Source organism: Pyrinomonas methylaliphatogenes (assembly GCF_000820845.2).
Lineage (GTDB): Bacteria > Acidobacteriota > Blastocatellia > Pyrinomonadales > Pyrinomonadaceae > Pyrinomonas > Pyrinomonas methylaliphatogenes.
Window position 1 is genome coordinate 144856 of sequence record NZ_CBXV010000008.1, and the last position, 14777, is coordinate 159632.

At 60.9% G+C, this 14777-nt stretch carries 12 protein-coding genes; 7 read left to right on the top strand and 5 right to left on the bottom strand.

The annotated features are described in order from the left end of the window. The first annotated feature begins 10 nt into the window (after nt 1-10). From PYK22_RS11815 to PYK22_RS11845, 6 genes are all read left to right on the top strand, one after another. Nucleotides 11-748, top strand: a complete 738-nt coding sequence (locus PYK22_RS11815; protein WP_041977565.1) for an SDR family NAD(P)-dependent oxidoreductase — start codon at nt 11-13, stop codon at nt 746-748. A gap of 436 nt (nt 749-1184) precedes the next feature. Further along, nucleotides 1185-2192, top strand: a complete 1008-nt coding sequence (gene era / locus PYK22_RS11825) for a GTPase Era (RefSeq protein ID WP_083437819.1) — start codon at nt 1185-1187, stop codon at nt 2190-2192. A gap of 30 nt (nt 2193-2222) precedes the next feature. Beyond that, nucleotides 2223-3086 (top strand): 50S ribosomal protein L11 methyltransferase, encoded by an 864-nt coding sequence (locus PYK22_RS11830; RefSeq protein WP_060635612.1) that lies wholly within the window; start codon nt 2223-2225, stop codon nt 3084-3086. Between the two features lie 53 nt (nt 3087-3139). After that, a complete protein-coding gene (locus PYK22_RS11835; protein ID WP_041977569.1) occupies nt 3140-3919 on the top strand; it encodes a 16S rRNA (uracil(1498)-N(3))-methyltransferase in 780 nt (259 codons plus the stop codon). 97 nt (nt 3920-4016) lie between these two features. Further along, nucleotides 4017-4292, top strand: a complete 276-nt coding sequence (locus PYK22_RS11840; protein WP_041977572.1) for a hypothetical protein — start codon at nt 4017-4019, stop codon at nt 4290-4292. Nucleotides 4293-4310: 18 nt separating this feature from the next. Continuing rightward, on the top strand, nt 4311-5720 hold the full coding sequence (locus PYK22_RS11845) for a S8 family peptidase (RefSeq protein ID WP_041978826.1): 1410 nt from the start codon (nt 4311-4313) through the stop codon (nt 5718-5720). Nucleotides 5721-5766: 46 nt separating this feature from the next. On the opposite strand, the gene mreB is transcribed toward PYK22_RS11845, so the two are convergent. The 5 genes from mreB to rfaE2 form a co-directional block, all read right to left on the bottom strand. Next, nucleotides 5767-6840, bottom strand: coding sequence for a rod shape-determining protein (mreB, locus tag PYK22_RS11850; protein WP_041978828.1), 1074 nt, complete (start codon nt 6838-6840; stop codon nt 5767-5769). Nucleotides 6841-7111: 271 nt separating this feature from the next. Beyond that, complete coding sequence (locus PYK22_RS11855) at nt 7112-7426, bottom strand: S4 domain-containing protein (protein ID WP_060635614.1); 315 nt, start codon at nt 7424-7426, stop codon at nt 7112-7114. Between the two features lie 42 nt (nt 7427-7468). Continuing rightward, nucleotides 7469-8548, bottom strand: a complete 1080-nt coding sequence (locus PYK22_RS11860; RefSeq protein ID WP_041977574.1) for a peptidylprolyl isomerase — start codon at nt 8546-8548, stop codon at nt 7469-7471. A 69-nt stretch (nt 8549-8617) separates the two neighbouring features. After that, nucleotides 8618-12274, bottom strand: a complete 3657-nt coding sequence (gene mfd / locus PYK22_RS11865; RefSeq protein ID WP_060635615.1) for a transcription-repair coupling factor — start codon at nt 12272-12274, stop codon at nt 8618-8620. A gap of 104 nt (nt 12275-12378) precedes the next feature. Further along, complete coding sequence (gene rfaE2 / locus PYK22_RS11870; RefSeq protein ID WP_211197691.1) at nt 12379-12879, bottom strand: D-glycero-beta-D-manno-heptose 1-phosphate adenylyltransferase; 501 nt, start codon at nt 12877-12879, stop codon at nt 12379-12381. 121 nt (nt 12880-13000) lie between these two features. Here rfaE2 and PYK22_RS11875 point away from each other — a divergent pair, with 121 nt between their 5' ends. Continuing rightward, complete coding sequence (locus PYK22_RS11875) at nt 13001-14764, top strand: lysine--tRNA ligase (RefSeq protein WP_041978834.1); 1764 nt, start codon at nt 13001-13003, stop codon at nt 14762-14764. Nucleotides 14765-14777 lie beyond the last annotated feature (13 nt).

A 14777-nucleotide genomic window follows, 5' to 3' on the forward strand; every position in this document is an offset into this window, starting at 1 on the left:
GGCAAGCGAGATGAAGCTCGAAGGTAAAACGGCCATCGTCACCGGCGGCGCCATTCGCGTCGGGCGCGCTATCAGTCTAGCGCTCGTCGGCGGCGGCGCACAGGTCGCCATCGCTTATCATAGATCGGAAGCTGCCGCTCAGACGCTCATGGCAAAGATCGAACGCGAGTTCGACGGTCGCGCCCGCGCCATTCGCTGCGATGTCTCTAAAGCGGACGAAGTGCGCGCGCTCTTCGATGAAGCCGAACGGTCGCTTGGCCCAATCGACATTCTCATCAACAACGCCGCGATCATCGAACGCCGTCCCGTCGAAGATCTGACCGAAGATGACCTTCTGCGCGCTTTCGATGTCAACTTGAAAGGCTCCTACCTTTGTGCGCTCGAAGCCGGGCGCAGGCTGAGGGCGCGCGGCGCCGCGGGCAAGATCATCCAGATCGCCGATGTCGCCGCGCTCGTCGCGTGGCCAGCCTACACGCCCTATTGCATCTCGAAAGCCGGCACGCTCATGCTCGTTAAATGCTTAGCCAAGGCCTTCGCGCCCGATATACAAGTCAACGCCATCGCGCCGGGGATCGTCCTTCCCGAAGAGGGCGCGACAAACGAGACGATGCAGACCGCTTTAGCGCGCAACCTCATCAAACGCCCCGGTTCACCCGAAGATGTCGCGCGCGCCGTCCTCTTTCTGATCGAATCCGATTACATCACCGGTACGACGATCATCGTCGACGGCGGCAGACATCTCGCCTGAAGGGTTGAAAACTTGCGTTGACGCCGATCGGAACCGGTCACCAAATTTTCGCTACGTTAAACTCGCGGCCTCGCAGGCGAGCGCAGTTAAGATCGCGCCCCGCACAAAGAGTGCGGCTACGGCGCAGCTTCGATCACAGGCCCGAAAGAACCTTTGATCTTTTCAGACTCAGCGGTCCGCAAGCCGTTCTCGCTTGCGGACCCTTTTCTTTTCCAGATAAACTCACGGGTTGTTCGGTTGACTCGCGGCGCCGAAAGTCCGAAAGAGAGTTCGACCGAAATCGGGCTCCGAGCTCGCACAAGAACTTCAAAACGTGAATCGCGATCGCGGCGAAACGGGAAAGCGCCTGTCGCTCCTTCAAGCATAGCGGCATAGACGACAACATCGAAGGAGATATCGGGAACGGTTCGAGGCTGATCGTCAGCTTATTCAAACGATGAGCGATACGGACGATAACACCGAGAAGGTTTCAAGCGGCGCAAGCGAAGCAGCGTTCGGCGACTCTGCCGAAGAAGGACGCAACGCTAACGAAGGATCTTCGGGCGAGCCGTACCGCAGCGGCTTCGTCGCGCTCATCGGGCGGCCCAATGCCGGGAAGTCCACGCTCTTAAACTACCTGGTCGGCGAAAAGATCGCCGCCGTCTCCGACAAGCCGCAAACGACGCGCTATCAGATCCGCGGCATCATCACGCGCCCCGAAGGACAGATCGTGCTCGTCGATACGCCGGGCATTCATCGTCCAGGCTATCTTCTCAACCGCCGCATGATGGCCGCCGTGATGGATGCGCTCGAAGGCGTCGATTTGGTGTTGCTGATTCGCGACGCGGCGACGGCGACAGGCAACGGCGACCGCTTCGCCCTTCAACTCGTCAAGGACGCAGGCAAACCGGCCATCCTGCTGCTCAACAAGATCGACAAGCTCAAAAACAAATCGCAACTTCTGCCGCTCATCGAGTGGTACAATAACCAACTGTCATGGCGCGCCATCGTGCCCATTTCAGCCCTGACCGGCGAGATGGTCGATGTGCTCATCGCTGAGATCATCAGGAACCTGCCGGAAGGGCCGCCCATCTTCGACGCCGATGAATTGACCGATCAACCGCTGCGCATGATCGTCGCCGAGATGGTGCGCGAAAAGATACTTGAATTGACTGGCGAAGAGCTGCCGTATGTGACTGCCGTCGTCACCGAAAAGTTCGAAGAGGGCGACCGCCTCGCGCGAATTCACTGCGCGATCTTCGTCGAACGGCCATCGCAGAAGGCGATCATCATCGGCAAAGGCGGCAGGCGCTTGAAAGAGATCGGCACGCGCGCGCGCCTCGATATCGAAAGATTGCTCGGCAAAAAGGTCTATCTCGAACTCTTCGTCAAAGTCGAGGAGGATTGGCGCGATAAGGAACACTTGCTCGATGAATTGGGCGTGCGCGAGCGCTTCTCGCCTTGAGCGAAAATGAGCATGGGAGATTGACGATCCATGAGACCGGAAGAGGAAACGCGCACGTGGCATGCCGTCACGATCACTTGCGATCAAACGGCGACCGAAGCCGTCGAATACGGCCTCTGCGAAGCGGGCGCACTCGGCACGGAGACGAGGAATCGATCCGATGGACTGGCGCGCACGATCGGTTACTTCGCCGCCCCGCCGGCGCTCGACGCGCTGCGAATCATCCTGCATGACGCTCTGCGCATCTACGGCCTCGATCCTTCGCATATCGATCAAGTGGGGACTGAAGAGATCGGCGCGCGCGATTGGATCGCCGAATGGAAGCGCCATTGGCAACCGGTCCACGTTGGACGGTTCCTGATCGCGCCGCCATGGTACGAAATCAACGCAGCGCCGGATCAGATCGTCATTCGCATCGAACCGGGCATGGCCTTCGGCACGGGCACGCATGAGACGACGCGCCTTTGTCTGCACGCGATCGAACGCCACTTCCGCGGCGGAGACTTCCTCGACGTCGGCACGGGCACCGGAATACTGGCCATCGCCGCAGCCAAGCTGCACCCAGAATCGCGCATCATGGCCTGCGATATAGATCCGCAGGCGATCGAGATCGCGCGCGAAAACGCGCAGCGTAACGGAGTCGCCGAGAGGATAGATTTCTACGTCGGGACGCCCGACGAGCAGACGCCATCGGTCGCCTGTCTTGTCGCCAATCTCACGGCAGATATCATCGAACCGATGCTGCCCAAACTGCTCGACATCGCGTGCGAACATCTGATCCTTTCAGGCATCCTCGTCGCCCAAGCAGATCAACTCCTCGCCCGTTTGATCGAACTCGGCGCAACGCAACGCGAGGTCGCGATTGAAGGGGAATGGGTTGCCATCATCGTCTGAATGCGCTCGGTCCCCACGATGGTGGGGACCGTCCGACTTAACGATCTATGCCGATGCATCGCTTCTACGCTCGCCCGGAAAACTTCTCCGCCGATGAGAGGCTCATCACGCTGGCCCACGAAGAAGCGCACCATTTGTGCGCCGTCCTGCGACTCAGAGAGGGAGCTGAAGTTTTCGTCTTCGACGGCTGCGGGCGCGAGTTTCGCTGCATCGTCTCTGCGATCGAGAAACGGAGCGGCATCGCGCTCCTCAAAATCGAAGAAGAGGTTCTCCCGACCCGTCCCGAATCGCCGCTGCGGCTCGCGCTCGCGCTCGCGCTTCTCAAGGGCGAAAAGTTCGATCTGGTGGTCCAGAAAGCGACTGAACTCGGAGTGACGCGCATCACGCCGCTGCTCACCAGATTCTCTGATATCAAGATGGCCGATCCGCGCGACGCGGCGCGGCGTGTGGCCCGGTGGCGGAGATTGGCGATCGAAGCGGCCAAACAGTCTGGGCGGGCGCGCGTGCCGGAAGTCGCCGATCCGACCGGTTTCGCGGAATTCATCGAAAACGAGCGGCGAGCCGCCGACGAAGGAGAGCTCGCGAGGCGGCTGCCGATCATCTTCGCGGAAAGGGCAGGACGCGATCTGCGCGAGATCCGATCGCGCCACGATCCGAAGCCTCAAATCATCACCGCCGTCGTCGGGCCGGAAGGCGGCTGGTCCGAGGAAGAGATCAGACAGGCTTCGCAAAAAGGTTGGGAGATCGTCACGCTTGGCGGAAGGACGCTGCGCGCGGAGACGGCGGCCATCGTCGCCGTCGCGCTCCTTCAACATCTTTACGGCGATCTGTGACCGCCGAACGATGCCTCTAGAGCTTTGACTTGTGCTCAGACGAAAGCGCACAATACGAAGCGACGCCCGGGAACGGGCGATAGAGGGAGCGGTTAAAATGGCTTTGACGAAAGAGGAAGCGATCAAGCGGGCACGCGCAGATTTGGCGAAGCGTCTCGGCATCAACGAAAGCGAGATCACGGAGAGCAGAGTCGAGCAGACCGAGTTTCCCGATCTGGCGCTCGGCGCGCCGGAAGAGGATGAACTGAGCGGCCAGATGATCACCACCGGTTGGCGCATCGAGCTTTCGGCTCACGGCCATAAGTATGAATACCGCGCCGATCGAAACCAACTGAGGCTCTACAACTTCAAAGGCGCGAACTACCGGATCTGAAAGCGGAGGTAAGAGGCGATGAACCGCAAAACGTTCCCGATCCATCTATCGCTGGCCATCGCGCTCGTGTTGCTAGCGGCGATCGCCGGACAATTGCGGCGCGAGTGGCACAAGGCCGCCGACGCCACCGTGCGCGTCAGCGAGTTGAGATCGCCGCGCAGACCGGCTGAGGTGCTGGTCCGCTTCCGTCCCAACGTCGCGCCGCAGGAGATCGAAAACATCGCGCGCGCGCTTCATGACCAGATCGAAGATCGCATCGAAGCGGTGCCGGGGTTGACCGTCATCGCCGATGAAGATGGACTGGACGTTGATCAGGTCGTCAACCAGTATCGCGCGCGCGCCGAGGTCGAATATGCCGAGCCCAACTATGTGATCAGCCTCGATCCGGAGTTTGACCAACCGCGCCCTTCAAATCCCGATTACGCGCTCCCCAACAGCGACGATCCGGATGAACCGGACGATCCGATGTTCGGCGAGCAATGGGCGCTGCGCAATAGCGGCCAGCGCGACGGAAAGGTCGGAGCCGATATCGCCGCCATGCGCGCGTGGACCAAGACGATCGGCAGTCATGAGGTGGTCGTCGCCGTCCTCGATAGCGGCGTCGATTATCTACATCCCGATCTGATCAATAACATCTGGACGCGCCCGGAATCGATCGCCGCTTATCACGATCCGGAACTCGGCGTGATCGACGATCGGCACGGTTACAATGCCGTTGATAACAATGGCGACCCGATGGATGAGAACGGACACGGCACTCACGTCGCAGGCATAATCGGCGCCGAGGGAGATAACGGGATAGGGATCGCCGGCATCAACTGGAATGTGCGCATCATGCCGCTAAAGTTCATGTCAGCGGGCGGATTCGGCACGACCAAAGCGGCTATCGAATGCATCAACTATGTCATCGATCGCAAACGCGCCGGTGTCCCCGTCCGCATCATCAACGCCAGTTGGGGTTCGACGCGCCGCTCGCGCGCGCTCGAAGACGCGATCCGTCGCGCAAACGATGAAGGCATTCTCTTCGTCGCGGCGAGCGGCAACGCCGGAAGCAACACAGATCTATCGCCCCACTATCCGGCAAGCTACCAACTGCCCAACGTGATCAGCGTCGCCGCCCTCAACCGCCACGATCAACTGGCCTCCTTCTCGAACTACGGGCCACGAAGCGTTCACATCGCGGCTCCCGGAGCCGAGATCCTGAGCACATGGTTGAATGGTTCTTACGAAGAGCACTCGGGGACTTCGATGGCAGCACCTGTCATCTCAGGCGTCGCCGCTTTAGTCCTTTCGTTGGAACCGGATCTTTCGGTGAGGGATCTGCGCGCGCGCTTGCTCGCCTCCGTCGATCAGCTCGAGTCGCTCAAAGGCAAGATCGTCACCGGCGGAAGGATCAACGCCGCGCGCGCGGTTGGAGCGTCTGATTGAGTCAGCTCGCGCCGCTAGGCAAGCCGCAGTCGAGTAACTGATTCAGCTACCAATTGACCACGAGCTCTTCCGAGGATTGCCAAACCGGGACATCCTCGCGAATGGCGACCCGTCGCAGATGCTGCGGATTGGTGAGCAGTCGGCCAGCCCCCAAAGCGACCGCGGCCAACGGATCATCCGGCACGGCGACGTGCAGCTTCAATTCGCTTTGCAAACGCTCGGCTAAACCGTCAAGCAACGCCCCTCCGCCCGTCAAGATTATCCCGGAATGGTAGATGTCAGCCGTCGTATCGGGCTGCGCTTCCTCGATCGCCCTTCTTACTCCGGCGATGATCTCAGCGAGCACGGGCTCGATCGCCTCGCGCACCTCATCGGAACTGAGGCGGATGACGCGCGCTAATCCATCAGTTATCCGCTTGCCGACGACCTCCATGCAATTGGCGCCGCTTTGACAACTCCCCCGCTTCAATGCCCCGAGCTCTCTTTTGACGTGCTCCGCCGTGCGCTCCCCGATCAGAACCTCATACTTGCTGCGCACGTAATCGCGTATCGCTTCGTCCATGGCATTGCCGGCGACCGGCAAACTGCTCGATGTGACGACCGCGCCAGAAGCGATGATGGCGACGTTGGTCGTGCCACCGCCGATGTCGACGACAAGATGCGCGCGCTCATCATCGAACGAAAGGCCCGCCCCGAGAGCTGCGGCCAATCCCTCATCAACCAAATCGACGCTTACAGCCTTGGCATCGCGCGCCGCGCCACGGACCGAACGCCTTTCGAGCGGCGTGCTCGATCCGGGCACGCCGATGACCATGTGACTTCGCTTGTGCGTGCCATCCAAAGCGCGACGGATGAAAGCGGTGAGCATCTTCTCGGCTGCATCGAAGTTGCTGATCGTCCCGCTGCGCATCGGGCGATGAACCTCCGCATCGTGCGGCTCGCGCCCCAGCATCTTGAAAGCCTCCGCGCCGACGGCGAGCGTCTCTCCGGTGTATTTGTCGATCGCGATCGCCGAAGGCTCATTCAACACGATGCCGCGCCCGGGCGCATAGATGAGCGTGTTGACGGTCCCAAGATCGATCGCCAACTTGCTGTTGAAAAGCTTGGTGATAAACCTCATAAGAGCCCCTCTCAACCCCAAACGAGTCCCTGTCACGAAAAGTTCCAAGCAATCTTCGTGCCATGAACTCCGAAAACCGCGCCGCCTCATCCGCGGCGCGCCCATAAGGTGGCGAGGCCCATCGATTTACGCAAACGATCGCCGAGCTCGAGCGGGGCGCTCGTCCCCTTTCGAATGCTCAAAAGGCGGACAGAGTCTCCCGTCTCGCCGTTCACAATCGTCTCACCGAAACCCGAAAACGTTTCCTTTTGACAACAGCGAGAGAGGCGGATTACAGAGAAAGGTCCGCAGGGAGATCTCGCTCCTCGAGCACCTCGTAAAGCGCAGAGGCCTCATGTCGCGAGACCTGTTTGGTGCGGGGCAAGGCTACCACCCGAACGATCAGCAAGCGACCTGCGCGCGGCAATTCGATCCGATCTCCGATGCGCACTTGGCGTGCGGCGCGTGCTGGCAGGCCGTTGACCATTACCGCACCGCGACCGCATAGTTCTTGCGCGACGGTGCGCCGCGGGATCAAACGGCTTGCGCGCAAAAAGTGGTCGAGCCTGATGGTCCAGTCAGCCTCTTCTCTGAACGACCGGCGCATATGAAGAGATGCTTCTCTCCGCCGCCTCGAGGATGAGCCGCGCTACTTAGCAGCCTTCGCGCCTTTCTGGGCCGTTTTATCATCGAGTTTAAGCAGCGGCAGAACCGCCTCACGGTACTCATCGGCGATGGCGATGTAGGCCTCCTTTCGCAGCGAACTCAGGTAATCTTCGCGCTCTTTCGCCGCCCGCTCCATCGTCATCGCCTCGCGCACCTTATCTTCATCGAAAGTCGCTTCTCCGGGCGGCGTGCGCTCATCGACGCGCAAGATCAAGAATCCATCTTCGGTCTTTATCGGATCGGTCACTCCACCGGCCTTCAGATTTTTGATCGCCTGGGCGACTTCGGGGCGGGTGATATCCGAAGCGATGAAGGTTCCGAGTTTACCTTTCTTTTCGCGCGAAGAGAGCCTCTCGGAATAGGTCTGCGCCAACTGCCCGAAATCGGCTCCGGCGCGCGCTTTTTGCACTATCTCCTTGGCTTTAGCAAGGACTTCCTGCTCGGATTTACCGGCGGTGCTGAGGAAGATCTCCGAGAGCGTGATGGTTTCCGGTTTGCGGAACTTATCACGGTGCGTGTCGAAATACTTCTTCACCTCATCGTCGCTCAAACTGAAGTAGATGCGCGCGTCCACTTCGCGATTCAAAACGGCGCTCTTCATGATCTCCTTGCGCAACGTGCGACGGACTTCGGCGGGATCTTGTCCGTTTGCGCGCAAAGCCTCATCGAGCTGCTCGATCGTTTTGATGCCGTTTTCGCGCGCCACCTCGAGCATCCGCCGATTGACTTCAGCTTCGACCTGCTCTTCGAGCTGTGGGATCTCTTTACCCTTTTGCAGCAAGAGTTGCTCGTTGATCAGACTCGCGATCAGCTCCGGTTGTCGTTTCCGCACCTCTTCGGTCGCCTGCTGTTCGGTCATGCCGCGCTGCTGTTTGAGCGCCTCTACGGCCTCGCGCATCTCGCGCTTTAGCATCGAGAGCGTGATGATGTCGTTGTTGACTTGAGCGACGACTTGATCGACGACGATCGGTTCACCTTCCTCTTGCGCTTGCGCCGTCGCAATGTTCAAAGAGATGAACGCTAGGATGATCGCTCCCGAGAACCAGAACTTGAGCTTCAGCATATCCCCACCTTCCCTGTGACGATTTCGTTCGAAATATTTTGGCGCGCCGCGCAAACGGCGCGCAAGCCGTTACTGCTGAGCGCGAATCTCGGCGAGAAGCCGCTGCGCCGTTCGGATGATCTGTTCCGCTTCGCCTTCATCCAAGTTGATGCGCAGAACGCCGCTCGGCGAGAAGCTCGCGCCCGGCCTTTCGCGCACCAACGCGATCAACCTCTCCGGCGCGACGCGCGCCCGTTCGCTCAGCTTGATCGCCAACCCATCAATCGTGCGATCGATCGAGAGCACACCCATCTCTTCGGCCATGCGGCGCAATCGCGCATAGGCGAAGAGGTTCTCGACCTGTTCGGGCAAACGTCCGTAGCGATCCTCCATCTCGGCATGTATGCGCGCTAACTGCTCATCATCGCGCGCCGATGCGATCCGTTTATAAGCGCGCAAACGCTGGCCCATATCGCCGATGTAGTCTTCGGGGATCGACAGATCGATCCCAAGATTGAGCGCGACGCTCGCCTCGTCCTCGATCGCCTCGCCGCGCAGCTCAGCCACCGTGCGTTCGAGCATCTGCATGTAGAGATCGAATCCGAGCGCGTCCATGTGGCCCGATTGTTCGGCGCCGAGCAGATTACCCGCGCCGCGAAGTTCGAGATCGAGCGCGGCGATGCGGAAGCCCGCCCCGAGATCCGAAAACTCCTTGATCGCCGCCAGCCGACGCCGCGCGACGGGCGTCAACTCCGCTTCGGACGGGATCAGCAGATAGGCGTAAGCGCGCCGGTTCGACCGTCCAACGCGCCCGCGCAATTGATAAAGCTGCGCCAGCCCGTATTGATCGGCGCGATTGATGATGATCGTATTGGCGCGCGGGATGTCTATGCCGTTTTCGATGATCGTCGTCGCCACCAGGACATCGTACTTATAGGCGACGAAATCGAGCATCACGCGCTCCATCTGCTGTTCGTTCATCTGCCCATGGGCGATGGCGATGCGCGCCTGCGGCACGAGCCTTTGAACGAGCGCGGCGATCGCGTCGATGGTTTCGACGCGATTGTGGATGAAGAAGACCTGACCGCTGCGTTGCAGCTCGAGTTCGATGGCCGATTTGATGACCGATTCGGAAAACTGTACGACCTGCGTTTGAATCGCCAGTCGGTCGCGCGGCGGCGTCTCGATGATCGACATGTCGCGCAAACCGACGAGCGACATATTGAGCGTGCGCGGGATCGGCGTCGCCGTCAACGTCAACACATCGACGCGCTTCCTCAGTTGCTTCAAACGCTCCTTGTGCGCGACGCCGAAACGCTGCTCCTCATCGATGACGACCAATCCCAGATCGCGGAATTTCACGTCTTTGGAAAGGATCCGGTGTGTGCCGATGAGGATATCGATCTCACCCGCTTCGACCCTTTTGATCACCTCTCGCTGCTCTTTGGGCGAACGCAAGCGCGAGAGCAATTCGATCTTGACCGGGAACGGGGCGAAGCGCGCGCGGAAGGTCTCGAAATGTTGATAGGCGAGCACGGTCGTCGGGGCCAACACGGCGACCTGCTTCCCATCCATCACGGCTTTGAAGGCGGCGCGCATGGCGACTTCGGTCTTGCCGTAACCGACATCGCCGCATAACAACCGGTCCATCGGGACGGGCTGCTCCATATCGCGCTTGACTTCGACGATGGCCGCCTCTTGATCGGGCGTCAATTCGTACTCGAATCCTTCTTCGAATTCGCGTTGCCAAGGCGTATCCGAAGAGAAAGCATGGCCGCGCACAAGTCTGCGCTCAGCATACAAGCGCAACAGTTGATCGGCCATGTCACGGATGGCACGGCGCGCACGAGCTTTGGTCTTCTGCCAACCGAGGCTGCCGAGCCGGTCCAGTTGCGGCTCGCGCCCCTCAGCGCTCGCATAACGCTGGACCAGATCGAGTCGCTCGACCGGAACATAGAGCTTAGCGTCGTCGGCATAGATGAGCAGCATGAACTCGCTCCGGCGGCCCTGGATCTCGAGCGTCTGCAATCCGCCGAAACGGGCGATGCCGTGATCTATGTGGACGACGTAATCGCCGACCTTCAGATCTCTGAAGTCCGAGATGAAGGCCGCGGCCTTCGCTTTCGTCTTGGAGCGCGTCGCCTGGCGTTCGAGCGCGCCGTCGCCCGCTTCGTCGAAGAGATCGCGCTCGACGTGCACGACGAGATCGCTCGCTGGGAGCTCAAAACCGGATGAAAGTTTGCCCGTCGTGACGCTGGCCGCTTCGTCGGCGGTCAAAAGCCCTTCGGGCTGAACCATGCGCACGCCGATGCCATATTCGGCCAACATCTTGGCGACGCGCTCGGCGACGCCACGGCTCGGCATGACGAACCACGTTCGTCCCGGTGCGCGTTTCAGATCATCGGCGAGCATCTGGATGCGCCCGTGGTATGCTTTCGCGGCGCGCGCGGGCCACTCGATCTCGACGGCGCGTGCCGCTGCCGGAAACAGGAAGAGCGGCACTCGTTCGCTTTTGGCCGCCTCGCTCGCTGGCCCAGTCGCATGTTGCCCTTCCATCGCCGCACCGATGAATCTCTCATCGACTTGCGCGGCGGCGCGTCCCAACGCGCGGAATTCCACGCGCGGCAGCGCATCGACGCGCGCGCGCAACTCCTCAGCGGTCAGATAAAGCTCTTCCGGCGACAGCCCCAACTCATCCGCCTGATCCGTCTCAGCGTAGCGCGCGTGTAGCGTCGCGCTTAAATCCGTAAGGTGTCGCTCGATCGCCGCTGGTTCATCGACGACCAGGACGTGATCCTTGAGGTAGTCGAAGATCGTCGCGTCGGTCCTCTTGACGAGCGGCATCAACCATTCCCAACCGGGAAAACTTTCGCCCTCTTCGGCGAAGACCGTTCGGTCGCGCAGCGCGCGCGCGAACCGCGCTTCATGCCAACGCTCTTTCGCCGCTTCAGCCCACAGGCGAAAGTCATCCGCCGTGACGGCACACTCGCGCATCGGCGCGAGCGAGACATGCGACAGATGCCGGGTCGAAAGCTGCGTTTCAGGATCAAACTGGCGGATCGAATCTATCGCGTCGCCGAAGAATTCGATCCGCACAGGCGCATCGCTTCCCGGCGGCCAGACATCCAAGATCCCACCGCGAACGGAGAATTCGCCGACGGCGCCGACCGGGTCCTCGCGCACGTAACCGGCGGCGACGAGTCGCTGGACCAGAAGCTCAAGCGCGTGCTCCTCGGCGACGCGCAAACTGGCTCCCGAGGTGATGATCTCTGCAGGCGCGATCGTGCGGCGCGCCAGCGCACGCGCAGTCAGCAGAACGATCTGCGCCTCATCGCGCGCAAGACTCCACAGGGCCAGCGCTCGCTGCTCGAGCGTCTCGACGTGCGGCGAAGCGCCAGCGTAAGGGTCCCCCTCCGAAGCCGGTAAGGTTACGACCGGCGAACGACTTCCCCTCTCGGCTTCGGGCTGAGCCCCCATGCCCCGTAAGACTTCGGACCAGAAATGAAGATCGCGTTCCCAAGGTTCAAGATCTCGGTTCGCCTCGACCACTACGGCGAGCCTTCTTCCCGTAACATGCCCGAGCGCGGCGACGACCAGCGCGCGCGCCGGGGGCGCGATCAGGCCGCCGATTGAGACGATCCGCTCGCCATCTTCGATCGCCGCGATCAACCGTTTCAACTCAGGCGAACGCAATGCGCCCTCTATCTGAGCCCGCGAGATCAACTCGACATGCGTCGCTTCACCCATGACCTTCAGCTAAAGTATTTTGATGCGCGACGAGTCCGCGCGCGGTGCACGAGGCGGTAGACTGCGTCGAACTTCGGTTTCGCCCCCTCTTTTGAAGCGAGCGTTCATCCCGGAAGCCTCCGTATCCGCTCGATGAGCGCGGTCGTCGAATACCCTTCGACGAACGGGAGCGCGAGAACGCGCCCGCCCGCAGCCTCTACTTCTTCGCGCCCGTGAATCTCATCGAGCGCGTAATCGCCTCCCTTGACCAGCACGTCGGGCAGCAGTTCGGCGATCAACGCGCGCGGACTCAGATCATCGAAGATGGTGACGTAATCGACCGCGCTCAGCGCGGCGAGCATCTCGGCGCGCTCGCGCTCGTTCATCAACGGACGATGCGGCCCCTTGAGCGCGCGCACGGCGCGATCGCTGTTGATCGCCACAAGCAGCGCATCGCCGAGCGCGCGCGCCTGTTGCAGATAACGCACGTGCCCGAGATGCAGAAGGTCGAAGCAACCGTTCGTAAAGACTAGACGCTTCCCTTCGGCGCGCAACTGCTCGCGCAATCGCCGCGCCTCTTCGAGCGGTATGATCTTGCCATCCATCGCGCCCAAAGAATCTATCATGCTCCGCTCCCGCACGGCTAATCCGCACGACCTCTTTGCGCTTCTCGCGTCGGCCTCCTATAATCTTTGCGATTAGAGAGGGCGCGCTTTGAGATTCGGAAAGATCTTTGATTCCGTGAACATGCCTTTCATCGAAGAGAACGATCAGACGCGCGCGCGGCGCGAACATTTAGAACGGATCGCCGCGCTCATCGGCAACCCCTATCCGAACAAGTTCGAACGGAGCCGCGTCGTCCGTCCAGACGAAGAGGACTCGATCTCCGCGATCGTCGAACGTTTCGCTCCGCTCGTCCCGCGCGCGCCGGGCGGAGCGCGACCCGCGCCCGAAGAGATAGAGCGGGCCAATGCGGAACTGAACCGTTACGAAGTGCGCGTCGCCGGGCGCATCGCCACTCCGCCGCGCGTGATGGGCAAGGCGGCGTTCGTCCACCTTTCGGACGGCGTCGCGCGCTTGCAGATCTACGTGCGCAAAGGCGAGACCAAAGCGATCACGAGCGACGGACGCGAGATAGATGGGTGGGAACTTTTCGAACTGCTCGACCACGGCGACTTCATCGGCGTCGCCGGCTTCCTCTTCGTCACGAAGACGGGCGAACTTTCGATTCACGTCAAGCAACTTTACTTCCTCGCCAAAGCCCTGTTGCCGATGCCCGATAAGATGCACGGCATCGCCGATCCGGAGGTGCGGCAGCGCCAACGTTACCTCGATCTGATCGCGAGCAGCTTGAAGATCGAGCGCGATGCGGAACTATCTACGCGCGAAGTCTTCGAGCGGCGCGCGCAGATCATCCGCGAGATCCGTCGCTTCCTCGACGAGCGCGGCTTCATCGAAGTCGAAACGCCGATGCTCTCGCCGCTGGCGACCGGAGCGGCGGCGCGCCCCTTCAAAACATGGCACAACGCCTTAGGCATTCCGCTCTACGCGCGTATCGCGCCGGAGCTTTACTTGAAGCGACTCATCGTCGGCGGCTTTGAGCGCGTCTACGAACTGAATCGCAATTTCCGCAATGAAGGGCTATCGGTACGCCATAATCCCGAATTCACGATGCTCGAGTTCTACTGCGCCTACTGGGACGCGCGACAGATGATGGATTTCTGCGAAGAACTGCTGCGCGCGGTAGTCGGGCGCGTTTGCGGGAGCATGCGCGTGCGTTATGGGACACATGAGATAGATTTCGCCCCGAAATTCCCGCATCTTTCCATGAAAGAGGCGATCGTCCGCTACTGGACCACCGAGATGAACGATCCGGTCGGCGAACCCTTTTCCGCGTCGTGGCTCGAGGATGATGAGAAGCTCAGCCTGCTCGTCCGCTTCTGCCGCGCGCTCGAACGGTTGAAGGCGGAGACCGATCAAGGTCGCGCTGAAACGATCGCCGCAGCATGGCGCGAAGCGAAGCGCGAAACGCTCCCGCTCGAAGATGAGACGGCCCGCGCGCACGCGCTCGAAGAGGTCTTCGCCACCGTAGCCGAAGAGAGACTGATTCAGCCGACGTTCATCACCGATTTTCCCAAGGCGATCTCGCCGCTCGCCAAGCGCTCTATCGCCGATCCGACGGTCGCCGAACGCTTCGAGCTGTTCATCGCCGGAATGGAAGTGGCCAACGGATTCTCCGAGTTGAACGATCCGATGGAGCAATATGAGCGCTTCTTGGAACAAGCGGCGGCCCGCGAACGCGGCGATGAAGAGGCGATGGTGATGGATGAAGACTTCCTGCGCGCGCTCTCATACGGGATGCCGCCGACGGCTGGCATCGGCATCGGCATCGATCGGCTGACGATGCTCCTGACGGATCGCCACTCGATCCGCGATGTGATCCTGTTCCCGCATCTGCGCCCCAAGAAGAAGCCGGGCGAAGAGAGGACGGATGAGGCGAACGGCACATGAAGGATAACGCACG

Bases quoted from the DNA above. Each gene is read 5' to 3' on its own strand.
- PYK22_RS11815 (WP_041977565.1), top strand. From the start codon at position 11: ATGAAGCTCGAAGGTAAAACGGCCATCGTCACCGGCGGCGCCATTCGC.
- era (WP_083437819.1), top strand. From the start codon at position 1,185: ATGAGCGATACGGACGATAACACCGAGAAGGTTTCAAGCGGCGCAAGC.
- PYK22_RS11830 (WP_060635612.1), top strand. From the start codon at position 2,223: ATGAGACCGGAAGAGGAAACGCGCACGTGGCATGCCGTCACGATCACT.
- PYK22_RS11835 (WP_041977569.1), top strand. From the start codon at position 3,140: ATGCATCGCTTCTACGCTCGCCCGGAAAACTTCTCCGCCGATGAGAGG.
- PYK22_RS11840 (WP_041977572.1), top strand. From the start codon at position 4,017: ATGGCTTTGACGAAAGAGGAAGCGATCAAGCGGGCACGCGCAGATTTG.
- PYK22_RS11845 (WP_041978826.1), top strand. From the start codon at position 4,311: ATGAACCGCAAAACGTTCCCGATCCATCTATCGCTGGCCATCGCGCTC.
- mreB (WP_041978828.1), bottom strand. From the start codon at position 6,840: ATGAGGTTTATCACCAAGCTTTTCAACAGCAAGTTGGCGATCGATCTT.
- PYK22_RS11855 (WP_060635614.1), bottom strand. From the start codon at position 7,426: ATGCGCCGGTCGTTCAGAGAAGAGGCTGACTGGACCATCAGGCTCGAC.
- PYK22_RS11860 (WP_041977574.1), bottom strand. From the start codon at position 8,548: ATGCTGAAGCTCAAGTTCTGGTTCTCGGGAGCGATCATCCTAGCGTTC.
- mfd (WP_060635615.1), bottom strand. From the start codon at position 12,274: ATGGGTGAAGCGACGCATGTCGAGTTGATCTCGCGGGCTCAGATAGAG.
- rfaE2 (WP_211197691.1), bottom strand. From the start codon at position 12,879: ATGATAGATTCTTTGGGCGCGATGGATGGCAAGATCATACCGCTCGAA.
- PYK22_RS11875 (WP_041978834.1), top strand. From the start codon at position 13,001: ATGCCTTTCATCGAAGAGAACGATCAGACGCGCGCGCGGCGCGAACAT.